22 protein-coding genes are annotated in these 24,326 nt (G+C 39.6%); 18 read left to right on the plus strand and 4 right to left on the minus strand.

Features of this window, described 5'->3' with window-relative positions; all coding sequences use genetic code 11:
- Positions 1-2 precede the first annotated feature (2 nt).
- The 8 genes from ACORHT_RS00130 (at position 3) to tsf (ending at position 7,208) form a co-directional block, all read left to right on the plus strand.
- Entirely contained in the window at positions 3-830 is an 828-nt protein-coding gene (locus tag ACORHT_RS00130) for an energy-coupling factor ABC transporter ATP-binding protein (protein WP_075228900.1), read from the plus strand.
- Positions 815-1,654 carry an energy-coupling factor transporter ATPase gene (locus ACORHT_RS00135; protein WP_075228899.1) on the plus strand — a complete coding sequence of 280 codons (840 nt, stop codon included), beginning with the start codon at positions 815-817 and terminating at the stop codon, positions 1,652-1,654. Before ACORHT_RS00130 ends, ACORHT_RS00135 begins: the two co-directional genes overlap by 16 nt.
- Positions 1,647-2,441, plus strand: coding sequence for an energy-coupling factor transporter transmembrane component T family protein (locus ACORHT_RS00140; protein ID WP_075228898.1), 795 nt, complete (start codon positions 1,647-1,649; stop codon positions 2,439-2,441). Before ACORHT_RS00135 ends, ACORHT_RS00140 begins: the two co-directional genes overlap by 8 nt.
- A 29-nt stretch (positions 2,442-2,470) precedes the next feature.
- Positions 2,471-3,292: a rod shape-determining protein MreC gene (mreC, locus tag ACORHT_RS00145; RefSeq protein WP_075228897.1), complete on the plus strand. Its 822-nt coding sequence runs from the start codon at positions 2,471-2,473 to the stop codon at positions 3,290-3,292.
- Positions 3,289-3,783 (plus strand): rod shape-determining protein MreD, encoded by a 495-nt coding sequence (mreD, locus tag ACORHT_RS00150; RefSeq protein ID WP_434350218.1) that lies wholly within the window; start codon positions 3,289-3,291, stop codon positions 3,781-3,783. The genes mreC and mreD overlap by 4 nt, the downstream gene beginning before the upstream one ends.
- Before the next feature lie 91 nt (positions 3,784-3,874).
- Positions 3,875-5,080: a peptidoglycan hydrolase PcsB gene (gene pcsB, locus ACORHT_RS00155; RefSeq protein WP_434350219.1), complete on the plus strand. Its 1,206-nt coding sequence runs from the start codon at positions 3,875-3,877 to the stop codon at positions 5,078-5,080.
- Between the two features lie 225 nt (positions 5,081-5,305).
- Positions 5,306-6,088, plus strand: a complete 783-nt coding sequence (gene rpsB, locus ACORHT_RS00160; protein WP_434350220.1) for a 30S ribosomal protein S2 — start codon at positions 5,306-5,308, stop codon at positions 6,086-6,088.
- Positions 6,089-6,167: 79 nt separating this feature from the next.
- Positions 6,168-7,208 carry a translation elongation factor Ts gene (tsf, locus tag ACORHT_RS00165; RefSeq protein ID WP_000808093.1) on the plus strand — a complete coding sequence of 347 codons (1,041 nt, stop codon included), beginning with the start codon at positions 6,168-6,170 and terminating at the stop codon, positions 7,206-7,208.
- 88 nt (positions 7,209-7,296) lie between these two features.
- Here tsf and cysK read toward each other — a convergent pair whose 3' ends face one another.
- From cysK to ACORHT_RS00180, 3 genes are all read right to left on the minus strand, one after another.
- The gene (cysK, locus tag ACORHT_RS00170) at positions 7,297-8,223 is read right to left on the minus strand and encodes a cysteine synthase A (protein WP_075226774.1); all 927 of its coding nucleotides are present in this window, start codon (positions 8,221-8,223) and stop codon (positions 7,297-7,299) included.
- A gap of 96 nt (positions 8,224-8,319) precedes the next feature.
- A complete protein-coding gene (locus ACORHT_RS00175) occupies positions 8,320-8,763 on the minus strand; it encodes a PH domain-containing protein (RefSeq protein WP_434350221.1) in 444 nt (147 codons plus the stop codon).
- Between the two features lie 16 nt (positions 8,764-8,779).
- A complete protein-coding gene (locus tag ACORHT_RS00180; protein ID WP_434350222.1) occupies positions 8,780-9,415 on the minus strand; it encodes a YigZ family protein in 636 nt (211 codons plus the stop codon).
- 55 nt (positions 9,416-9,470) lie between these two features.
- On the opposite strand from ACORHT_RS00180, the gene ACORHT_RS00185 reads away from it, so the two are divergent.
- From ACORHT_RS00185 to polA, 9 genes are all read left to right on the plus strand, one after another.
- Entirely contained in the window at positions 9,471-10,769 is a 1,299-nt protein-coding gene (locus ACORHT_RS00185; RefSeq protein ID WP_434350223.1) for a DEAD/DEAH box helicase, read from the plus strand.
- Entirely contained in the window at positions 10,766-11,428 is a 663-nt protein-coding gene (locus ACORHT_RS00190) for a ComF family protein (protein WP_434350224.1), read from the plus strand. Before ACORHT_RS00185 ends, ACORHT_RS00190 begins: the two co-directional genes overlap by 4 nt.
- A gap of 79 nt (positions 11,429-11,507) precedes the next feature.
- Positions 11,508-12,056, plus strand: coding sequence for a ribosome hibernation-promoting factor, HPF/YfiA family (hpf, locus tag ACORHT_RS00195; protein WP_414271071.1), 549 nt, complete (start codon positions 11,508-11,510; stop codon positions 12,054-12,056).
- Between the two features lie 183 nt (positions 12,057-12,239).
- The gene (locus ACORHT_RS00200) at positions 12,240-14,168 is read left to right on the plus strand and encodes a DHH family phosphoesterase (protein WP_434350847.1); all 1,929 of its coding nucleotides are present in this window, start codon (positions 12,240-12,242) and stop codon (positions 14,166-14,168) included.
- Complete coding sequence (rplI, locus tag ACORHT_RS00205) at positions 14,165-14,617, plus strand: 50S ribosomal protein L9 (RefSeq protein WP_000864205.1); 453 nt, start codon at positions 14,165-14,167, stop codon at positions 14,615-14,617. Before ACORHT_RS00200 ends, rplI begins: the two co-directional genes overlap by 4 nt.
- A gap of 42 nt (positions 14,618-14,659) precedes the next feature.
- On the plus strand, positions 14,660-16,018 hold the full coding sequence (dnaB, locus tag ACORHT_RS00210) for a replicative DNA helicase (protein ID WP_414321747.1): 1,359 nt from the start codon (positions 14,660-14,662) through the stop codon (positions 16,016-16,018).
- Positions 16,015-16,281, plus strand: coding sequence for a Veg family protein (locus tag ACORHT_RS00215; RefSeq protein ID WP_434350225.1), 267 nt, complete (start codon positions 16,015-16,017; stop codon positions 16,279-16,281). The genes dnaB and ACORHT_RS00215 overlap by 4 nt, the downstream gene beginning before the upstream one ends.
- Positions 16,282-16,376: 95 nt before the next feature.
- Positions 16,377-17,510 (plus strand): SH3 domain-containing protein, encoded by a 1,134-nt coding sequence (locus tag ACORHT_RS00220; RefSeq protein ID WP_434350226.1) that lies wholly within the window; start codon positions 16,377-16,379, stop codon positions 17,508-17,510.
- A 64-nt stretch (positions 17,511-17,574) separates the two neighbouring features.
- Entirely contained in the window at positions 17,575-20,208 is a 2,634-nt protein-coding gene (gene polA, locus ACORHT_RS00225) for a DNA polymerase I (RefSeq protein ID WP_434350227.1), read from the plus strand.
- A gap of 529 nt (positions 20,209-20,737) precedes the next feature.
- On the opposite strand, the gene ACORHT_RS00230 is transcribed toward polA, so the two are convergent.
- Positions 20,738-22,825 carry a GH92 family glycosyl hydrolase gene (locus tag ACORHT_RS00230; RefSeq protein WP_434350228.1) on the minus strand — a complete coding sequence of 696 codons (2,088 nt, stop codon included), beginning with the start codon at positions 22,823-22,825 and terminating at the stop codon, positions 20,738-20,740.
- Between the two features lie 172 nt (positions 22,826-22,997).
- On the opposite strand from ACORHT_RS00230, the gene ACORHT_RS00235 reads away from it, so the two are divergent.
- Positions 22,998-24,278, plus strand: a complete 1,281-nt coding sequence (locus ACORHT_RS00235) for a glycoside hydrolase family 125 protein (protein WP_434350229.1) — start codon at positions 22,998-23,000, stop codon at positions 24,276-24,278.
- The last annotated feature ends 48 nt before the right edge of the window (positions 24,279-24,326 follow it).

A 24,326-nucleotide genomic window follows, 5' to 3' on the forward strand; every position in this document is an offset into this window, starting at 1 on the left:
ATATGGAATCGATTATTGAGATAAAAAATCTGTCTTTTCGATATCAGGCAGATCAAGAACACTATGATGTTCATAATATTACGTTTCACGTGAAACGTGGAGAGTGGTTGTCTATCGTTGGTCATAATGGTAGTGGCAAGTCAACGACTGTTCGCTTGATTGACGGTTTACTTGAGGCCGAATCAGGGGAAATTTGGATAGACGGAGATCTTTTGACGGAAGAAAACGTCTGGGACAAACGCCGAAAAATTGGCATGGTCTTTCAAAATCCTGACAACCAATTTGTAGGAGCAACTGTGGAAGATGATGTTGCTTTTGGACTGGAAAATCAAGGAATCCCGCTTGAGGAGATGAAGCGTAGAGTTACAGAAGCTCTATCCTTAGTTGGGATGGCTGGATTTTCTAAAAAAGAACCTGCTCGTTTGTCAGGAGGTCAAAAACAGAGAGTAGCTATCGCAGGTGTTGTTGCCTTGCGACCAGATATTTTAATCTTGGATGAGGCTACAAGCATGTTGGATCCTGAGGGACGGCTAGAGTTAATTAAAATTGTGCAGGAAATTCGTCGAAATCATCAGATAACTGTGATTTCCATAACACATGATTTGGACGAGGTGGCTATGAGTGACCGAGTTTTGGTGATGAAAAAAGGAGAAATTGAGTCCACTAGCACTCCTAGAGAGTTGTTTTCTAGGTCAGATTTAGATCAAATTGGATTAGATCAACCCTTTGTCAACCAATTAAAACAATCACTGCGTGATAGTGGCTTTAAATTACCAGAGCACTACCTGACCGAAGAGGAGCTTGAGGAGGCTTTATGGGAATTATTCTAGACAATGTTAGTTATACGTATCAGGAAGGAACACCCTTTGCCTCAGCAGCCTTGTCAGATGTGAGTCTGACCATAGAAGATGGTTCCTATACGGCCATTATTGGGCATACAGGTAGTGGAAAATCTACTATTTTACAACTTTTGAATGGTTTGTTGGTTCCCACAAAGGGAAGTGTTCGTGTCTTTGATACATTAATTACACCAACATCCGTCAATAAGCAAATTCGTCAAATTCGCAAACAAGTGGGCTTGGTCTTTCAGTTTGCAGAAAATCAAATATTTGAAGAAACAGTCTTAAAAGATGTAGCTTTTGGTCCTCAGAATTTTGGAGTTTCTGTGGAAGAGGCCGAGGCTATTGCGCGTGAAAAATTAGATTTAGTAGGGATTGATGAGTCACTCTTTGAACGTAGCCCATTTGAACTTTCAGGTGGTCAGATGAGAAGGGTTGCTATTGCTGGGATTTTAGCAATGGAGCCAAGCATCTTGGTTTTAGACGAGCCTACAGCAGGACTAGATCCAATTGGTCGGAAAGAGTTGATGACTTTGTTTGAAAAGCTTCATCAAGATGGCATCACGATTGTTTTGGTGACTCACCTTATGGATGATGTAGCAGAATTTGCTGACCAAGTTTATGTGATGGAAAAAGGAAGATTGGTTAAGAGTGGAGCGCCTAGTCTTATCTTTCAAAATCTGGAGTTTATGGAAAATATCCAATTGGGTGTTCCGAAAATCACAAGATTTGCTCATAGGCTAGCTGAACGAGGAGTTTCTTTTAAACAAATGCCGATAACGATAGAAGAGTTTAAGGAGTTCATTAATGGATAACATGATTTTAGGTCGTTACATACCAGGAGATTCGATTATTCATCGTCTGGATCCTCGTAGTAAGCTAATAGCTATGATCTTATTGATTATCATCATTTTTTGGGCCAATAATCCGATAACTAATCTCATACTTTTCATTGTAACAGGCATATTTGTATTTTTATCAGAAGTTCCCTTGTCTTTTTTTATAAAAGGCTTGCAGTCTATGTTTTTTCTGATTGCTTTTACAACTCTTTTCCAATTGTTCTTCATTTCGGGTGGGGATGTTTTGTATGAAGTGGGATTTCTGAAAGTTACTAGTCATGGTTTAGAGCAGGCGGGAATTATTTGTTGTCGCTTTGTGTTGATTATTTTTTTCTCAACCTTACTAACCTTGACGACCATGCCTCTTAGTTTAGCGACGGCGGTTGAATCCTTGTTAGGGCCGTTAAAAAGATTTAAGGTTCCAGTTCATGAGATTGGACTTATGCTCTCTATGAGTTTACGTTTTGTACCAACCTTGATGGATGATACCATTCGAATTATGAATGCCCAAAAGGCGCGTGGAGTTGATTTTGGAGAAGGGAATATTGTCCAGAAGGTAAAGGCCATGATTCCTATTTTGATTCCTTTATTTGCTACGAGTTTGAAAAGAGCGGACTCTCTGGCTACTGCTATGGAGGCTAGAGGTTATCAGGGTGGTCATGGACGTAGTCAGTATCGACAGTTGAATTGGATGAATAAAGATAGTCTAGCCCTTTTCTTTGTATGTCTATTGGGCGCAATCCTATTTTTATTAAAATCCTAAAGTAAAACAGAGAATAAAAAAGGTAAGATATGAACCGTTTTAAAAAATCTAAGTATATTATCGTTCTTTTTGTCCTTGTATTAGTAGTGTCAGTCTTTTTGGTAACGACGCAATCCAGTGCAATTGTGACAAAGGCGGGAGATGGAATTTCTCTTGTAGACAGAATTGTTCAAAAACCATTTCAATGGTTGTCTTCAGCAAAATCTGATTTAGGGCATTTAACTAGAGCTTATAATGAAAATGAAAGTCTAAAAAAAGAACTCTATCAGATGAAGAAGGAAACGAATGAAGCAGACCGCCTAAAAGAAGAAAACGAGCAATTACGACAATTGTTGGAGATGAAATCAAAATTAAACGGGACCAAGGTAATTGCATCTGACGTTATCATGAGAACACCATCGACTTGGAAACAAGAGTTGACAGTCGATGCAGGATCTTCACAAGGCGTGACTAGTAATATGCTTGTTGTAGCTGGTGGTGGTTTGATCGGAAGCGTAGAAAAGGTTGAAGGCAACTCTAGTGTGGTCAACTTATTAACCAACGCTGAAAATACAGAGAAAATTTCTGTTAAAATCCAGCATGGTTCTACCAGTGTTTATGGAATTATCATTGGCTACGATAAGGAAAAAGATCTACTGAAAATTAGTCAGTTAAACAGCAGTAGCGACATTAGTAAAGGCGATAAGGTTGTAACTGGTGGTCTTGGTAATTTTAATGCTACTGATATTCCAGTAGGTGAGGTTGAATCTGTGACGCATAGTAATGACTATCTGACAAGAGAGGTGCTAGTCAAACTTCAGTCTGATTCAATGAATACCAAAGTCGTAGAGTTAGTGGGGAACCCGTCATGAGACTTTTTAAGCAGGTGGGCATGTTTTTGCTCTTGCCCTTAATCATCTTAATAGATAGTCATTTAGGACAATTTATCAATAGTTTTTTCCCTTATTTTCAACTTGTAAGTCACTCTATCTTCATCTTTTTATTATTTGAGACGATAGAAGTATCCGAATATTTGTTTTTGGCTTATTGCTTAATCATAGGGCTTATCTATGATATATATTTCTTTCATTTGATAGGGATTGCCAGTCTTCTTTTTGTTATTATTGGTGCAATCATTTATAAAAATAATTCTATCATTCTATCAAATAGATGGACTAGACTATTAGCAATTTTAATGATGACTTTCTTGTTTGAATTTGGTAGTTTTATATTAGCTCAGGCGGTTGGATTAACTGCTGCAAGTATATCAGTCTTTATCGTTTATAGTCTAGTTCCATCGATGATTTTAAATGGTTTATGGATGATAGTTTTCCAGTTTATTTTTGAAAAAATATATCTATAAGAAAGAAACAAAACTGTAATAAAGGCGTAATATTTATTAGGCCTTTTTTTGATATACTAGTATTGTCTTAAAAGAAGGAGTATTTACACTTATGAAGAAAAAAATCCTAGCATCACTTTTGTTAAGTACAGTATTGGTTTCCCAAGGAGCTGTTCTTTCAAGTGTTCAGGCAAATACAACAGATGAAAAAATTGCTGCTCAAGATAGTAAAATTAGCAGCTTAACAGCTCAACAAAAAGAAGCTCAAAAACAAGTAGATGAAATTCAAACTCAGGTTTCAGCAATCCAAGCAGAACAAGAAAAATTGCAAGCTGAGAATGAAAAACTTCAAGCAGAATCTAAAAAGCTTGAAGGAGAAATTACTGAGCTTTCAAAAAATATCGTAGCTCGTAATGCATCTCTTGAAAACCAAGCTCGTAGCGCACAAACTAATGGAGCTGCTACAAGCTACATCAATACGATTATCAACTCAAAATCAATCACAGAAGCTATCTCACGCGTAGCAGCTATGAGCGAAATCGTATCAGCCAACAATAAAATGTTGGAACAACAAAAAGAAGATAAAAAAGCTATTGCTGAAAAACAAGTAGCAAACAATGAAGCAATCAATACAGTTATTGCCAATCAACAAACGCTTGCTGATGATGCTCAAGTTTTGACAACAAAACAAGCAGAATTGAAAGTAGCAGAATTGAACCTTGCGGCTGAGAAAGCTACTGCAGAAGGTGAAAAAGCGAGCTTGTTGGAGCAAAAAGCAGCAGCAGAAGCTGAAGCAAAAGCGGCAGCTGAAGCTGAAGCAGCATACCGAGCTCAACAAACTAGCCAACGTCAATCGGTTGCAGCTTCAGCTAACACAAGCTTTGCTGCGCAAGTACAAGCAACTTCTACTTCATCATCAGACGATGAAGAACCAAGCTACACTCCTGTAGCTACTCGTACAACATCACGTCCAACATATAGTACAAACGCTTCAAGTTATCCAACTGGTGAATGTACTTGGGGAGCTAAAACGTTAGCACCTTGGGCTGGAGATTACTGGGGTAACGGAGCGCAGTGGGCTACAAGTGCAGCAGCAGCAGGATTCCGTACTGGTTCTCAACCACAAGTTGGTGCTATTGCATGTTGGAATGATGGTGGCTATGGACACGTAGCGGTTGTTACAGCTGTTTCATCATCATCAAGCATCCAAGTATCAGAATCTAACTATGGTGGAGATCGTACCATTAGTAACAAACGTGGTTGGTTCAACCCAACAACAACTTCTGAAGGTTATGTTACTTACATCTATCCAAACTAATGAAAAAAAACGAGACTCAATTCGAGTCTCTTTTCTTGTCTTTAAGTTGAGAAGTTCTGCTAAAAAACTATCAAAATAGCTTGATAATATTGAGAAATTGTGGTAAAATGAAACTTGTCGTGTGAACGATAATACTCATTTTTGATGAATTGTGAAACTGTTGCCTTTGGGTCGTTTTGCAAGCTGAAATCAAGAAGAGGAAAAAAACAAAAAGGAGAAATACTCATGGCAGTAATTTCAATGAAACAACTTCTTGAGGCTGGTGTACACTTTGGTCACCAAACTCGTCGCTGGAACCCTAAGATGGCTAAGTACATCTTCACTGAGCGTAACGGAATCCACGTTATCGACTTGCAACAAACTGTAAAATACGCTGACCAAGCATACGACTTCATGCGTGATGCTGCAGCTAACGATGCAGTTGTATTGTTTGTTGGTACTAAGAAACAAGCAGCTGACGCAGTTGCTGAAGAAGCAGTACGTTCAGGTCAATACTTCATCAACCACCGTTGGTTGGGTGGAACTCTTACTAACTGGGGAACAATCCAAAAACGTATCGCTCGTTTGAAAGAAATCAAACGTATGGAAGAAGATGGAACTTTCGAAGTTCTTCCTAAGAAAGAAGTTGCACTTCTTAACAAACAACGTGCACGTCTTGAAAAATTCTTGGGTGGTATCGAAGATATGCCTCGTATCCCAGATGTAATGTACGTAGTTGACCCACATAAAGAGCAAATCGCTGTTAAAGAAGCTAAAAAATTGGGTATCCCAGTTGTAGCCATGGTTGACACAAACACTAATCCAGACGATATCGATGTAATCATCCCAGCTAACGATGACGCTATCCGCGCAGTTAAGTTGATCACAGCTAAATTGGCAGACGCTATCATCGAAGGTCGCCAAGGTGAAGATGCTGTTGCAGCAGTTGAAGCAGAATTTGCAGCTTCAGAAGCTCAAGCAGACTCAATCGAAGAAATCGTTGAAGTTGTAGAAGGCGACAACGCTTAATTCATAATAAATAGTAATTACCTAGGAGGGCGGGGCTTAGCCCGGCTCTCCTATTTTTAAAAAATATAGGAGAATCAAAATGGCAGAAATTACAGCTAAACTTGTTAAAGAGTTGCGTGAAAAATCTGGTGCTGGTGTTATGGACGCTAAAAAAGCATTGGTTGAAGTGGAAGGCGATATCGAAAAAGCGATTGAATTGCTTCGCGAAAAAGGTATGGCAAAAGCAGCTAAGAAAGCTGACCGTGTTGCTGCAGAAGGTTTGACTGGTGTTTATGTTGACGGTAACGTTGCAGCAGTTGTTGAAGTAAATGCTGAAACTGACTTCGTTGCGAAAAACGCTCAATTTGTTGAGCTGGTAAACGCAACAGCTAAAGCAATCGCTGAAGGAAAACCAGCTAATAACGAAGAAGCTCTTGCTTTGACAATGCCTTCAGGTGAAACTCTTGAAGCAGCTTATGTGTCTGCAACAGCGACTATCGGAGAAAAAATCTCATTCCGTCGCTTTGCTTTGATTGAAAAAACAGATGCACAACACTTCGGAGCATACCAACACAACGGTGGACGTATCGGTGTTATCTCTGTAATCGAAGGTGGAGACGAAGCACTTGCTAAACAAATTTCAATGCACATCGCTGCTATGAAACCAACAGTTCTTTCATACAAAGAATTGGATGAGCAATTTGTTAAAGATGAGTTGGCACAATTGAACCACGTTATCGACCAAGATAATGAAAGCCGTGCTATGGTTGGTAAACCAGCTCTTCCACACTTGGCATACGGATCTAAAGCTCAATTGACTGATGAAGTAATCGCTCAAGCTGAAGAAGCTATCAAAGCTGAATTGGCTGCAGAAGGTAAACCAGAAAAAATCTGGGATAAAATCATCCCAGGTAAAATGGATCGCTTCATGCTTGACAACACTAAAGTTGACCAAGCTTACACACTTCTTGCACAAGTTTACATCATGGATGACAGCAAGACAGTTGAAGCTTACCTTGAATCAGTTAACGCTTCAGTAGTTGAGTTCGCTCGCTTTGAAGTTGGTGAAGGTATCGAAAAAGCTGCAAACGACTTTGAAGCAGAAGTTGCAGCTACAATGGCGGCAGCCTTGAATAACTAATGATATAAAGAGGAAGCAGGTTTGCTTCCTTTTTTCTTTTGTAGAAAATTAAAAAGCCCTTTAACAAGGGCTTTGTGTATTTAGGAGACTAGACTTCAAACTCATAGAGTGCTGTAGATAGGTAACGTTCTCCGTTATCTGGTGCAAGCGCAAGAACTTTTTTACCTGCCCCAAGTTTTTTAGCAACTTCGATTGCTGCATAGATAGCTGCTGCAGAAGAAATACCTACCAAGAAACCTTCTTTTCCACCGATTTCACGGCCAAGTGCAAGAGCATTATCTGATGTCACACGAACGATACCATCGTAAGCTTTTGTATCAAGTGTATCTGGAATGAATCCAGCAGAGATACCTTGAATTTTGTGAGGCCCAGGTTTTTCACCAGATAGGATAGCTGACTCGTCTGCCTCAACTGCAAAAACTTGAATGTTTGAGTTAGCAGTTTTAAGAGCATGAGAAACACCTGAAATAGTTCCTCCAGTACCAACACCAGCAACAAAGGCATCTAAACCATCAGCTCCGAAATCAGCTAGAATTTCAGCTCCTGTTGTTCTTTCGTGAACTTCTGGGTTAGCTTGGTTAATAAACTGTAATGGTAGGAAACCATCACGCTCAGCAGCAATTTCCTGCGCTTTTGCAATCGCACCTTTCATTCCTTCGCTACCAGGAGTGAGGACTAGTTCAGCTCCATAAGCTTGGATAATTTTACGACGTTCAACACTCATGGTTTCAGGCATAACGATAACAACTTTATAGCCTTTAGCAGCACCAACCCATGAAAGTCCGATACCAGTATTTCCACTTGTTGCTTCCACAATAGTAGAACCTGGTTTAAGTTTACCTTCTTGTTCTGCTTTTTCAATCATACTTAGGGCGATGCGGTCTTTAACGGATGATCCTGGGTTAAAAGCTTCAAGTTTTACATAAACATCTGCTGCACCTTCGGGTACAATGTTGTTTAATTTAACAATCGGTGTTCTACCGATGAGTTCTGTGATGTTGTTATAAATAGCCATGTTAGCACCTCTTTATATAAGATGCTTCTAGTATAACGCTAACTTTGACTTTTGTAAAATATAGAAATCCTATCAAAGTGATAGGATTTTTTTATATCAGTGATTCAAACCGTTAATATTTAAACGATTGTGATAAGCTAATTCAAATAGATAAGTGTAAAGAGGTACGATATCTGTTTTCTTTGGAAATTCAAATTTGTGAGAGTTAAAGTGCTCATTATGAGCTTTTAAAAAGGCATTTTCTAAATAAGTAATCGTAATCTCGCTATCATCAATCCCAAGTCCAGCAGTTTCCATCTCAACATTAACGATGTTCATGAGGAAAATTGATTTGATAGACATCTTCCGTCCGGTTGCCCCTTGTTTATCTGTAAAGATGATTCGGATATTTGTAAAGATAATTGAGTCACGAATGAGTTTATATCCGCTTTGAATTTCTTCATTTTCTAATAAATATTGTCCAAATTCCTTGGTAAGAGCTTCTTTACTTTGCTCACTGAAGTTTCCAGCGAGTCCATGAATTAATCTTCCAAAAGCCATATGCTATTTCCTTTCTTTACGATAGGTTTACAGGTGCTTCAACTTCACGTAAACCTTTGTCAGTTAGAGTAACTTTCCCATTGAAAAATTCGATGAGATCAGCCTTTATACCATCTTTCTTTTCTTTGTCAATGAAAATCATAGTGTCAACTTGATCTGTAAAGTTTGTTTCTAATTCCATGAGATTATGCTCTTTAAGAAAATTCCCATATTCTTGATACTGGGCATAGGTCATGTGAATCTGGATCCCTACCTGTTCTTTAATTTCAATAATACCAATTTCCTTAACTGCTAGAGCAACACTACCAGCGTATGCACGAATCAAACCACCAGCTCCTAGTTTAATACCGCCGAAATAACGAGTAACTACCACACAGACATTAGTAAGGTTGTGGTTTTCCAAAACTCCTAGCATAGGAACACCAGCAGTTCCACTAGGCTCCCCGTCATCACTAGTTCGCTTGATTTCACTGCGTTCACCGACAATAAAAGCAGAGCAGTTGTGGGTTGCTTTATAGTGTTCTTTTTTGATGGCTGAGATAAAGTCACGAGCTTCTTCCTCATTATAGACACGTTTAGCATGACAGATAAAGCGTGATTTTTTGATTTCTTCTTGGACTTGTCCGTCCTCTTTTATAGTTCTATATTCCATAGTTTTATTGTACTAAAAAATAGCATAAACTTCTACATTTTACGAATAAAGAAATATGAAAGTAAATCCAAATTATCTCGGTCGCCTTTTTACGGAACAAGAATTAAGTTATGATGAGAGACAGCAAGCAAAAACAATTTCATCTATGAAAAAAGAGAAGGGGCAACTATCTTGTCAGCGATGTGGTAGTCAGATAAAAGAAGAATGGCATTTGCCTGTTGGTGCTTTTTATTGTCGAAAATGCTTGATTATGAAGCGAATAAGAAGTGATCAAGAACTCTATTATTTTCCGCAAGAAAGGTTTCCGGAGCAAGATGTACTCAAATGGTCAGGACAACTGACTCCCTTTCAAGAGCGGGTATCACAAGGACTCCTTCAGGCGGTAGATAAGAAGGAGGCCACCTTGGTACATGCAGTGACAGGAGCTGGTAAGACAGAGATGATCTACCAAGTTGTCGCTAAGGTGATAAATCAGGGTGGAGCTGTTTGTCTGGCCAGTCCTCGCATAGATGTTTGCTTAGAGCTGCATAAACGACTACAAAATGATTTTGCATGTGAGATTGCGCTACTACATGGGGATTCGGATCCTTATTTTCGCACCCCTTTAGTTGTAGCAACCACTCACCAGTTATTAAAGTTTTATCAGGCCTTTGACTTGTTGATTGTGGATGAAGTGGATGCCTTCCCTTATGTTGATAATCCTGTACTTTACCATGCAGTCAACAATTGTCTAAAGGAAAATGGATTGAGAATATTTTTAACAGCAACATCAACTGATGAGTTAGATAGAAAAGTTAAACAAGGGGAGTTAAAGCGTCTTAGCTTACCCCGTCGCTTTCATGGAAATCCTCTCATTGTTCCTAAGCCAATCTGGTTATCAAATTTTGACAGCTATTTGGATAAAGAACGTTTATCACCCACACTAAAGAAATACATCGAGAAACAGAGAAAAACAGCCTATCCCTTACTAATCTTTGCTTCTGAGATAAAGAAGGGAGAAAAGTTAAAGGTGATCCTGGAAAAACAATTTCCAAATGAGAAAATAGGCTTTGTATCATCGATCACAGAAAACCGGCTAGAGCAGGTACAAGCTTTCAGAGATGGGGAGTTGACGATACTAATTAGCACAACTATATTAGAGCGTGGAGTCACCTTCCCTCGAGTAGATGTTTTTGTGGTGGAAGCCAATCATCAGCTATTTACCAAGTCAAGCTTAGTACAGATTGGAGGGCGAGTTGGTAGAAGTATGGATCGACCAACAGGAGAACTTATATTTTTCCACGATGGACTCAATCACTCCATTAAGAAAGCCATAAAGGAGATTAAACAAATGAATCAGGAGGCAGGAGTGTGAAGTGTTTATTGTGTGATAAAGGTTTGAAAACTGAGCTAACCTTTACTAGCCTACTCTGTTTTAAAAAGGAGGAGGAACTAGTATGTGAATCCTGTATTTCGTCTTTTGAGAGTATCGGTGACAAACATTGCCCTAGTTGTTTCAAAAAAGATGTGACAATAAACTGTCAAGATTGTCAATTTTGGTGTAAACAAGGTGTAAAGGTTGATCATGTGGCTCTTTATTCCTATAATCAGGCTATGAAAGAGTATTTTAGTCGCTATAAATTTGATGGTGATTATATTTTAAGAAAAGTATTTTCTAAAATATTGCAAAAAGAGTTAAAAAAGTATAAGGGTTATCAGATTGTGATTGTACCTCTGAGTGAACAGCGTTTCAAAAGTAGGGGCTTTAATCAAGTAGAGGGTTTGATAAAGGAGACTGGGCTATCATATCTGGATATTTTGATTAAAAAAGAAGTTGAAGCTAGCTCTTCAAAAAATCGAGCAGCTCGTTTACTTACAGAGTTTCCATTTTCCCTGAAAGATGGCGTGAAGCTCCCAGAAAATATCTTACTCTTTGATGATATTTATACTACTGGTAGCACGGTGAATCGTCTTAGAAGTATGCTTTTAGCAGCTGGTTGTCAGAATATTAAAACTTTTTCCCTCGCAAGATGAGGAAAAAGTTTGCAATAATTTTATGAAAGCGTTATAATATAATTAGAAAAACAAATATGTTTAGAAAGAAGGTACTTATATGATTAAATATAGTATCCGTGGTGAAAACCTAGAAGTAACAGAAGCAATTCGTGATTATGTAGTTTCTAAACTCGAAAAGATCGAAAAATACTTCCAAGCAGACCAAGAATTGGACGCACGTGTAAACTTGAAAGTTTACCGTGAAAAGACTGCTAAAGTTGAAGTAACGATTCCGCTTGGATCTATTACTCTTCGTGCAGAAGACATTTCTCAAGATATGTATGGTTCTATTGATTTGGTGACAGATAAGATTGAGCGTCAGATCCGTAAAAACAAAACAAAGATTGAGCGTAAAAATAGAAATAAAGTATCAACAAGTCAACTCTTTACAGATGCTTTGGTTGAAGAGTTAGATGTAGTTCAACCAAAAGTTGTTCGTTCAAAACAAATTGATTTGAAACCTATGGATTTGGAAGAAGCAATTCTTCAAATGGACTTGTTGGGACATGACTTCTTCATCTATGTAGATGTTGAAGACGAAACAACAAATGTAATCTATCGTCGTGAAGATGGAGATATAGGTCTTCTAGAAGTTAAAGAATCTTAATGATCAGTCTGTAAAAGTGGTTTACACTAGTGTAAACCACTTTTTAGTTTGGAAATCTGAGGTTGGTATCTAGAGATACCTCTTTAAAAGTCGCTTTTTGACTACTTTTGTGGTATAATAATGCGCAAGAGGTTTGGAATGAAAAAAAATGAAATAAATCCCTTTTTTATATACCTGATTGCTATGGTAACCTTTACGATGATGACTATTTTGATTGTGTTTGTAAAGGATGATTTTGTCACTATAGCGAGCCTATTTTTATTTTTAGTATTCTATGTTCTGCTTTTTAATTTCCAGAAAAAATACTACAAAAAAACGGATATCGAGCAAATCCAGTATGTCAATCATCAGGCTACGGATAGTTTGAGTGCCCTTCTTGAGCAAATGCCTGTTGGGGTTGTTAAATTAAATATGAACAGTAGTGAGATTGAGTGGTTCAATCCCTATGCTGAATTAATTTTGACAACTGAGGATGGAGAAATTGATTTTCCTCAATTTCAAATGATTTTAAAGAGTTCGATTTCATCACCTGGTACTTATGCCAATATTGGTGAGAAAAGGTATGCGGTGCATTTGGATAGAAATTCGGGTGTCTTATACTTTTTTGATGTTTCTGGTGAGTATGAAGCAACTGTTGAGCTTGTGACAAGTAGACCGGTAATCGGGATTATCTCAGTTGATAACTATGATGATTTGGAAAATGAAACGTCTGAATCAGACATTAGTCATATCAATAGTTTTGTTGCAAATTTTGTTTCAGAATTTAGTACGAAATATGCTATGTTTTCGCGTAGAGTGAGTATGGATCGTTTCTATTTATTTACGGACTATACCGTACTTGATCACTTGATGCAGGATAAATTTTCTGTGATTGATACCTTTCGTGAGGAAGCTAAGCAACGGAATTTACCTCTGACAATGAGTATGGGCTTCTCTTATGGTGATGGGAATCATGACCAGATTGGGAAGGTTGCTCTTCTCAATCTCAACTTAGCGGAAGTTCGTGGTGGTGACCAAGTAGTTGTAAAAGAGAATGATGAAACCAAAAATCCAATCTACTTTGGAGGCGGTTCAGCAGCATCAGTTAAACGTACTCGGACACGAACTCGTGCCATGATGACGGCTATCTCAGACAAACTTAAAAGTGTCGATCGAGTTTTTGTGGTTGGCCATAAGAATCTGGATATGGATGCTCTTGGCTCAGCAGTTGGGATGCAGTTGTTTTCGAGTAATGTTCTAGAAGATAGTTATGTGGTTTATGATCCTACGCAGATGTCTCCAGACATCGCTCGAGCTATCAACTATTTGGAAGAGGAGAGTGTTTCAAAACTTCTTCCTTTAGGACAGGCTATGACAATGGTTACCAAACGTTCTTTGCTTGTGATGGTTGACCATTCCAAGACAGCTTTAACCTTATCCAAAGAGTTTTATGACTTGTTTACACAGACGATTGTCATTGACCATCACCGTCGGGATCAAGATTTTCCAGATAATGCAGTCATTACTTATATAGAAAGTGGAGCTAGCAGTGCCAGTGAGCTGGTGACGGAGTTGATTCAATTTCAAAATTCTAAGAAAACACGTTTGAGTCGTATTCAGGCTAGTATTCTTATGGGTGGAATGATGTTGGATACAAAGAATTTCACCTCTCGCGTAACAAGTCGTACCTTTGATGTAGCAAGCTATCTCAGAACGAGAGGGAGTGATAGCATTGTCATTCAGGAAATTTCGGCCACGGATTTTGAAGAATATCGATTAGTAAATGAGTTAATTTTACAAGGGCAAATGGTACAACCATCAATTCTAGTTGCTCAAGCTTTGGAGGATAAAGAGTACGATACCGTAGTTATTAGTAAAGCTGCTGATGCTATGCTTGCCATGTCTGGTATAGAGGCTAGCTTTGTACTTGCTAAAAATAGTCAAGGAGCAATCTCCATTTCTGCGCGAAGCAGAAGTAAGATCAATGTCCAACGAATTATGGAAGAGTTAGGTGGCGGTGGTCACTTTAACTTAGCTGCGGCACGTTTGACAGATATGAGCCTGCAAGAAGCAGGAGATAAACTGAAAACAGTTATTTTTAATGAAACAAAAGAAAAGGAGTCAGAAGAATGAAAGTAATCTTTTTAGCAGATGTTAAAGGTAAAGGAAAAAAAGGTGAAATTAAAGAAGTGCCAACTGGATATGCACAAAACTTTTTAATTAAGAAAAACCTTGCTAAGGAAGCGACAGCTCAAGCTATTGGTGAGTTGCGTGGTAAACAAAAATCAGAAGAAAAAGCACATGCAGAGATGCTTGCAGAAGCTAAGGAAATCAAAGAAAAACTGGAAGCAGAAGAAACAATCGTTGAGTTTGTCGAAAAGGTTGGTCCAGACGGTCGTACATTTGGATCTATTACCAACAAAAAAATTGCAGAAGAACTGCAAAAACAATTTGGTATTAAAATTGATAAACGCCATATTCAAGTTCAATCACCAATTCGAGCAGTTGGTTTGATTGATGTTCCGGTGAAGATTTATCAAGATGTGACAAGTGTAATCAATCTCCGTGTCAAGGAAGCATAATTTAAGATTGGTTGACAATTTTGTAAAAGGAAGGAAAGTCTGATGGCAGAAGTTGAAGAACTACGTGTTCAGCCTCAAGATATCCTAGCAGAGCAATCTGTCTTGGGAGCCATTTTTATTGATGAGACTAAACTCGTTTTTGTCCGGGAATATATTGATTCACGAGACTTCTTTAAGTATGCCCACCGTTTGATTTTTCAGGCTATGGTTGACTTATCTGATCGTGGGGATGCTATTGATGCAACCACAGTTCGGACGATACTAGATAGTCAAGGTGATTTACAAACTATCGGAGGTTTGTCTTATCTGGTTGAGATTGTAAATTCAGTGCCGACCTCTGCCAATGCGGAATACTATGCTAAAATTGTAGCAGAAAAGGCTATGCTTCGACGCCTAATTGCTAAGTTGACAGAGTCTGTAAACCTAGCCTATGAAGCTTCTCAGCCTGCTGACGAAATTATTGCTCGTGCAGAAAAAGGCTTGATTGACGTTAGTGAGAATGCCAATCGAAATGGCTTTAAAAATATTCGAGATATTCTGAATATCAACTTCGGAAATCTAGAAGCTCGTTCTCAACAGACTTCGGATATCACGGGTATTGCGACAGGTTATCGAGATTTAGATCATATGACGACAGGTCTGCATGAGGAAGAATTGATTATTTTGGCAGCTCGTCCTGCGGTTGGTAAGACAGCCTTTGCTTTGAATATAGCTCAAAATATCGGAACCAAGCTTGATAAGACAGTTGCTATTTTCTCTCTGGAAATGGGTGCTGAAAGCTTGGTCGATCGTATGCTGGCTGCGGAAGGTTTGGTAGAGTCGCATTCTATCCGTACGGGTCAATTGACTGAGGAAGAATGGCGTAAGTATACGATTGCTCAGGGAAACCTGGCTAATGCAAGCATCTATATTGATGATACACCTGGGATTCGGATCACAGAAATTCGCTCCCGTTCCCGTAAACTGGCTCAAGAAACAGGGAATCTAGGCTTGATTTTGATTGACTATCTCCAACTTATCACAGGAACTGGTCGGGAAAATCGTCAACAAGAAGTATCTGAAATTTCGCGTCAGTTGAAAATCTTAGCGAAAGAACTCAAAGTTCCAGTTATAGCTCTCAGTCAGCTGTCCCGTGGAGTTGAACAACGTCAAGATAAGAGACCAGTCTTGTCTGATATTCGTGAATCTGGATCTATCGAGCAGGATGCTGATATCGTAGCCTTTCTCTATCGTGATGACTATTATGAGCGTGGTGGTGAAGAAGAGGAAGGAATCCCAAATAATAAGGTCGAAGTGATTATCGAGAAAAACCGTAGCGGTGCACGTGGAACGGTAGAATTGATTTTCCAAAAAGAATATAATAAATTTTCAAGTATTTCGAAGATGGAGGAACCAAGATGACAGACGCATTTACAGATGTGGCTAAAATGAAAAAAATCAAAGAAGAAATTAAGGCGCATGAGGGACAAGTGGTGGAAATGACCTTAGAAAATGGTCGTAAACGCCAAAAAAATCGTTTAGGAAAACTAATTGAGGTTTATCCTTCGCTCTTCATCGTTGAGTTTGGAAATGTTGAAGGAGACAAACAAACTAATGTCTATGTTGAATCTTTCACCTATTCAGATATTTTAACGGAAAAGAACCTGATTCATTATTTGGATTAAGCTTGAAAGTGGGAAGTTTTCTCACTTTTTTCTTTTTCTTTCGAATGATATAGATGAGGTCAACCTCAAAAATCTAATTATTTGAAGGAGAATGAATGACATTCAGTAAAGCAGGAAGTAAAAAGAGATTTGCTCTTAGAAAAACAGTTGTTGGAACAACTTCTCTATTGTTAGCGGGGGCTTTTTTGTTTGGTGGAGGAGCTGTTCATGCCAATCAAGCAAACAATGGATCACTGGCCCGAGGAGATGATTATCCCTATTATTATAAAAATGGAAGTCAAGAAATTGATAAGTGGCGGATGTATTCCAGACAGTGTACGTCTTTCGCTGCCTTTCGTTTAAGTAGTGTCAATGGTTTTGAGCTGCCTGCTGCGTATGGAAATGCTAAGGATTGGGGTTATCGTGCTAAACGAGAAGGTTATCGTGTAGATCAGCGTCCAGCAATTGGTTCTATCGCTTGGGATACAAGCGGACAGTATGGCCATGTCGCTTGGGTATCCAATGTGTTTGGTGATATGATTGAAATTGAAGAATACAATTATGGAGTCAGAGAAAGGTATAATCGACGAACGGTAAAGGCCAATTCTATGACTGGATTTATTCATTTTAAAGATGTGGGGAATACTAGCGCAGGAAATTATCAGTCTGCTCCCGTCTCTAGCGGGACACATATTTTTACAGAAAAAGCTGCCATTAGGGATCAGCCCTCACTGACTGCCACTATTATCGATTATTATTATGCGGGAGAAAGTGTTCATTATGATCAGACTCTTGAAAAAGATGGCTATAAATGGCTTTCTTATCTATCGCGAACTGGTAGTCGAAGATATGTCCAGCTGGAAGGAAACTCTCGTTCTAAAAATGGATGGGAAAAAGAAGGAACAATTTGGTACTATTATGAAAATGGTCAGAAAGCAGTCGGTTGGAAGAAGCTAAATGGAAGTTGGTATCATTTACAAGCTGATGGTACAATGACCACGGGCTGGTTAAAAGATGGCTCCAAGTGGTATTACCTGAAATCATCTGGCGAAATGCAGACGGGTTGGTTGAAGGACAAAGGCATTTGGTATTATCTTGAAAACTCGGGATCTATGAAGACTAGTCAGTGGTTCCAGGTCTCAGGGAAACATTATTACGTGAACGCATCTGGAGAATTGGCAGTAGATACGACTATCGATGGATTTCAAGTTGATGGTGATGGAGTTCGAGTAGAAAAACCAGCCTCATAAGTGTTATTCAGCATTTGGGCTCTTCCGAATGGTATTTTTCCCTGCTTTCCTTTATAATGGGTGTATGGACAAGAAAAAATTATTACTAATTGACGGTTCTTCAGTTGCTTTCCGAGCATTTTTTGCCCTTTATCAGCAACTGGATCGTTTTAAAAATGACAATGGATTACATACCAATGCAATCTACGGTTTTCACCTGATGCTAAATCACCTACTGGAGCGTGTCCAACCGAGTCATATTTTGGTTGCTTTTGATGCGGGGAAAACGACTTTCCGTACAGAGATGTACGCTGATTATAAGGGTGGTCGTGCTAAGACTCCAGATGAGTTTCGTGAGCAATTTCCCTTCATTCATGAGTTGCTAGACCATCTTGGGATTCGCCACTATGAATTAGCCCAGTATGAGGCGGATGATATCATTGGAACTCTTGGTCGCTTGGCTGAAAAGGATTCTTTTGATGTGACGATCGTTAGTGGAGACAAGGACTTGATTCAGTTGACGGATGAGCATACAGTGGTCGAGATTTCCAAGAAAGGTGTGGCTGAGTTTGAGGCCTTTACACCAGAATATCTCATGGAAAAGATGGGAATCACACCAGCTCAGTTTATTGATCTTAAGGCCCTTATGGGGGATAAATCTGATAATATCCCTGGGGTGACCAAGATTGGTGAAAAGACAGGGATCAAGCTCTTGTTAGAACACGGATCGCTGGAAGGTATTTATGAAAATATCGATGGCATGAAGGCTTCCAAGATGAAGGAAAATCTTGTCAATGACAAGGAACAAGCCTTTCTGTCTAAAACACTAGCTACCATCGACACGAAAGCGCCAATTGAGATAGGTCTAGATGATTTGGTTTATAGCGGTCCAGATATCGAAAACCTCGGAAAATTCTACGATGAGATGGGTTTTAAGCAGCTCAAACAAGCCTTGAATGCTTCTCAGGCGAATCAAGCTGAAACTTTGAATTTCACCATGGTGGACAAAGTGAGTGAAGACATGCTGAGTGCCGACTCTATCTTCCACTTTGAACTTTTTGGTGAGAATTACCATACAGATGACTTGATTGGTTTCGCTTGGTCTTGTGGAGACAAGCTCTATGCTACAGATAAGCTGGAACTCTTGCAGGATCCGATTCTCAAGGATTTTCTAGAAAAAACACCTCTGAAAGTATATGATTTTAAGAAAGCTAAAGTTCTCTTAAATCGCTTTAATTTGGACTTGCAGGCTCCTGCTTTTGACAGTCGCTTGGCCAAATACCTTCTCTCTACTGTTGAGAATAATGAAATTTCAACCATCGCTAGTCTCTATGGTCAAACTTACCTAGTCGATGATGAAACCTTCTATGGTAAGGGTGTCAAGAAAGCTATCCCTGAGAGAGAAACCTTCTTGGAGCACTTGGCTCGCAAGCTTGCTGTGCTGGTTGAGACAGAGCCTGTATTGCTTGAAAAGTTAAGTGAAAACGGACAATTAGACCTTCTCTATGATATGGAGCAGCCTTTGGCCTTTGTTCTTGCTAAGATGGAAATCGCTGGGATTAAGGTTAAAAAAGAAACTCTACTCGAGATGCAAGCTGAAAATGAGCTTGTCATTGAAAAGCTAACTCAAGAGATTTATGAATTGGCTGGTGAGGAATTTAACATCAACTCGCCTAAGCAGTTGGGCGAACTACTTTTTGAAAAGCTAGGTCTCCCTATAGAATACACCAAGAAAACCAAGACAGGTTACTCAACAGCAGTGGATGTGTTAGAGCGCCTAGCTCCTATTGCCCCAATCGTCAAGAAAATTTTAGATTATCGTCAGATTGCTAAGATTCAATCGACTTATGTGATTGGTTTGCAGGATTGGATTTTAGCGGATGGCAAGATTCACACGCGCTATGTTCAAGATTTGACTCAGACAGGGCGTCTGTCTAGTGTGGATCCAAACTTGCAAAATATTCCTGTTCGCTTGGAACAAGGTCGCCTTATTCGTAAGGCTTTCGTGCCAGAGTGGGAGGATAGTGTCCTTCTCAGCTCTGACTATTCACAGATTGAGTTGCGAGTTTTGGCGCATATCTCTAAAGATGAGCACTTAATCAAGGCCTTCCAAGAGGGAGTGGATATCCATACCTCGACAGCCATGCGTGTCTTTGGAATCGAACGTCCTGAGGATGTGACTGCAAACGACCGTCGCAATGCCAAGGCTGTTAACTTTGGAGTGGTTTACGGAATTTCAGACTTTGGTTTATCCAATAACCTAGGTATCAGCCGTAAAGAGGCTAAAGCATACATCGACACTTACTTTGAACGCTTCCCTGGTATCAAAAATTATATGGATGAAGTCGTTCGTGAGGCGCGTGATAAGGGTTATGTAGAGACTCTCTTCAAACGTCGTCGTGAGTTGCCAGATATTAATTCGCGTAACTTTAACATTCGTGGTTTTGCAGAGCGTACAGCTATCAACTCACCTATTCAAGGATCGGCTGCAGATATTCTCAAAATCGCCATGATTCAGCTAGATAAAGCCTTGGTAGCAGGTGGTTATCAAACTAAGATGCTGTTACAAGTACACGATGAAATTGTTCTTGAAGTGCCTAAGTCAGAATTGGCATCTATTAAAAAACTTGTCAAACAAACCATGGAAGAAGCCATTCAACTCAGTGTGCCCCTGATTGCTGATGAAAATGAAGGCGTGACTTGGTATGAGGCCAAGTAGCAATTGATTAGTCTATCAAGCTAGCATAGAATCTTCATAATAATAAAAACGCATAATGTCAGGTAGTTATAAACCTTGGTATTATGCGTTTTATTATAGAAAGAGTTACTGGATTTTCTCTTATACTCTTCGAAAATCAAATTCAAACCACGTCAGCTTCGCCTTGCCGTACTCAAGTACAGTCTGCGGCTCGCTTCCTAGTTTGCTCTTTGATTTTCATTGAGTATTAAATGTGAGTTTTTGCCTCGTCTTATTTTTATCTTTAATCTTGTGTTGAAGGTAAAAACAAACTTTGCTAATCCACAGCCTGTGGATAACTATTTCCAAAAGTTAGTATAAAAAAACAGATGCTTTGAGAATTAGTTATCTTCAAAATCGAGTGTGAAAGTACTTTGATAGAGGGTTAATGCTTGTTTTAAAAGTATATGTTTTAAAGCCTTATTCTTATAAAGAGCTGAGAGAGCATTATTGAAAAAAATATTTTCCCACAAGTTATCCACAATTTGTGGATAACTTGTGGGATATTGTATTAGTTATGCTTGGGTAACCAGCCGAGGGTAAAGTCGATAGATTGGGCGTTTAGCAATTCTTGGTGACCAATACTCTGAACTTCTTTTCCGTCAAGATGACAGTCTTGGACAAAGTGGAAGTGTTCATGATTTTGCTGAGTACGAACATCCAACCACTGATTTTTTTCTGTCAGATAGACACGAAGGTAGTCAAAGAGTGGAATTCCAAGGTCATAACTTGCTTTTCCTGGGCAGGTTGGGTAAAGTCCGAGAGCAGACCAGACATACCAAGCCGATAAACTACCGTTATCCTCATCTCCTGGATAAGCATCCCAGCCAGCTCGAAAGGCTTTTTGACGGAGAGTTTTGATTAAGAGACTGGTATATTGGGGGTAATTACTGTAGCGGAACAGATAGGGGATGTGGAAACTTGGTTGGTTGGAAATGGCTAGTTGACCAAATGGCGCTGTTGCCATCTCGCTCATCTCATGAATTTCATATCCATAGCCCGTCGTTTCAAAAAGTGGGAGACTTTGACAAGCTTTCAAAAGATAGTTGCTAAAGGCTTCTTTTCCACCCATTAGTTGGCGAAGTCCAGAAATATCGTGTAGGACACCGAGACTGGCTTGAATAGCTGAACACTCAGCGTAGTCACGACCCCAACTATAGGGAGAAAAGTCAGGACGGAAGTTCCCATCTACATCACGCGCCCTCATGTAACCTGTCTCAGAGTCAAATAGATTCTGATAATTCTTAGCATATTGTGCATAGGTTTGTGCTAGCTCTTCTTGACCTAATTTTGTTGCACAAGTAGAGATACAAAAATCGCTGTAGGCATAATCTAGCGTATGACTGACACTTTCGTGGTAATCTGTGGATAAATAGCCCAGTTCTTGGTATTGGCTTAGGCCGTGTCGCCCGTTGATAGCTTTTGAATCTGCCTTAGTAGCAGTTTCAATCATGGCTTTGAGAAATTCTTCTTCAAACTCAGGTGCCATATCCTTGCAGGCACTATCTGCTAATACACCATCAATCAAAGTGCCAGGCATCATTCCTCTTTCGTCAGGAGCCAGCCACTTAGGGAGATATCCAGTATCTCGATAGCTATTGAGGAAGCCTTCAAGGAACTGACGATAGTATTCTGGAATAATCAAGGCAAAGAGTGGGAATGAAGTGCGGAAGGTATCCCAGAAACCATTATTGGTAAAGAGAAGACCTGGTTTAATTGTTCCTGAAGCGAGGTCTATATGAATCTCTTCTCCCTGTTCACTCACCTCATAAAAGGTTTGCGGGAAGAGAAAGAGTCTATAAAGACAGTGATCAAAAAATGTTCGGTCTACAGATCCAGTTTCCACGACATCAAAACGGCCTAGAAGGTTTTCCCAACTTACTTTAGCATCTGCTTTTGTTTCTGTAAAATCTTGTTTAGGAAGATTAAAGAAAGCTTGTTCTTTGGAAATAAATGAAGTGGCTAGTTGAACTTGAGTTTCCGATTCAGCCAAATCAATCCGCCAGTCTTGCCCCTCTTGATTGATAGATAGAATATCCGTAGAGAATGTGAGGGAAGTATACATGACGAGAGGACTTTTATTGGTTTCGGTTTCACCTTCTTGTCTCAGGGCCAGAGTTCGCTTATCGACTTGTTCAACTGTCAGTTCATCTGCTGCGTGAAGATAGAGGGAGAGGGCTTTTCTTTGTATCTGTCTTAGTTGAATAGAAGCTCCATAGCAAGTAGGACTTAGCTGCGTTTCAATCTGATAACGCTCAGAAAAAATCTTTAGAAAATGAGGATTAAAAATAGCACGTTCAAGATTATAAGAAGATTGACGATGAAAGAGAGTGTCACCCTTGATTTTTCCTGTAACTGGAGTCAGTAAGAGCCAGGAGTAATCGCCAATCCAAGGACTAGGTTGGTGGGTTAGTCGAATACCCTGAAAGATAGGAAGATGAGGGTCAAAAAACCATGATCCTTCTTGGTCGCTAGTTTGGAGGACAAAGTAATTCATGCCAAAAGGAACACCTGTGTAGGGTAGTGTATTGCCTCGTGAAAATGCATGCTTGCTAGCTGTGCCAAAGCGGGTATCAATGGTTTCAAGTATCGGTTTCATAGTGGTTTCCTTCAGTAGTTTTCTACATTATATCAGAAAAAGGATACTTTTAGAAAATGACTTTCAAATATAACAATTTTGTAGAATAATGACTAACATTTGTGTATATATTTTCTGGGCTAAAAACTATATACTGAAAATGAAAATTTGTTTGAAAGAGGCAAAATAGTTTATGGTTTATTCAAAAGAAATTGTCAGAGAGTGGCTAGATGAGGTAGCGGAGCGTGCTAAAGATCATCCTGAATGGGTGGATGTCTTTGAACGTTGCTATACAGACACTTTAGACAATACAGTTGAAATTTTAGAAGACGGATCGACCTTTGTGCTGACTGGGGATATCCCAGCTATGTGGCTTCGGGACTCGACTGCTCAGCTTAGACCATACCTTCATGTGGCAAAAAGAGACCCTCGTTTACGCCAGACCATTGCTGGTTTGGTTAAACGCCAGATGACTTTGATTCTCAAGGATCCCTATGCCAACTCTTTTAATATTGAGGAGAACTGGAAGGGTCATCACGAGACAGACCATACAGACCTCAATGGCTGGATTTGGGAACGTAAGTATGAAGTGGATTCGCTTTGCTACCCATTGCAGTTGGCTTACCTCCTTTGGAAAGAAACTGGTGAGACGAGCCAATTTGATGAAACTTTTGTTACAGCGACCAAGGAAATTCTCCATCTCTGGACGGTGGAGCAAGATCACAATAACTCACCATACCGTTTCGTCCGTGATACCGATCGTAAGGAAGATACCTTGGTTAATGATGGTTTTGGTCCTGACTTTGCTGTGACAGGCATGACCTGGTCAGCCTTCCGTCCAAGTGATGACTGCTGTCAGTATAGCTACTTGATTCCGTCGAATATGTTTGCAGTGGTTGTCTTGGGTTATGTCCAGGAAATCTTTGCAGAATTGAATCTAGCTGATAGCGAGAGTATCATTTCTGACGCTAAACGTCTGCAAGCTGAAATCCAAGAAGGAATCGAAAATTATGCCTACACCACTAACAACAAGGGCGAGAAGATCTATGCCTTTGAAGTAGACGGTTTAGGAAATGCTAGCATCATGGACGACCCTAACGTACCAAGTTTGTTAGCTGCTCCCTATCTTGGTTACTGTGATGTGAACGATGAGGTCTATCAAGCCACTCGTCGCACCATTCTCAGCCCTGAAAATCCCTACTTCTATCAAGGAGAATACGCTAGCGGACTTGGAAGTTCTCATACCTTCTATCGTTATATCTGGCCGATTGCCCTATCAATTCAAGGCTTAACAGCTACAGATAAAGCTGAGAAAAAATACTTGCTAGACCAACTAGTTGCTTGTGATGGCGGAACAGGTGTTATGCACGAAAGCTTCCACGTAGATGATCCGACTCTCTACTCACGTGAATGGTTCTCATGGGCCAACATGATGTTTTGCGAATTGGTCTTGGATTACCTGGATATTCGCTAATACTCTTCGAAAATCAAATTCAAACCACGTCAGCTTCACCTTGCCGTA

This window comes from Streptococcus sp. KHUD_014 (assembly GCF_051106275.1).
GTDB lineage: Bacteria > Bacillota > Bacilli > Lactobacillales > Streptococcaceae > Streptococcus.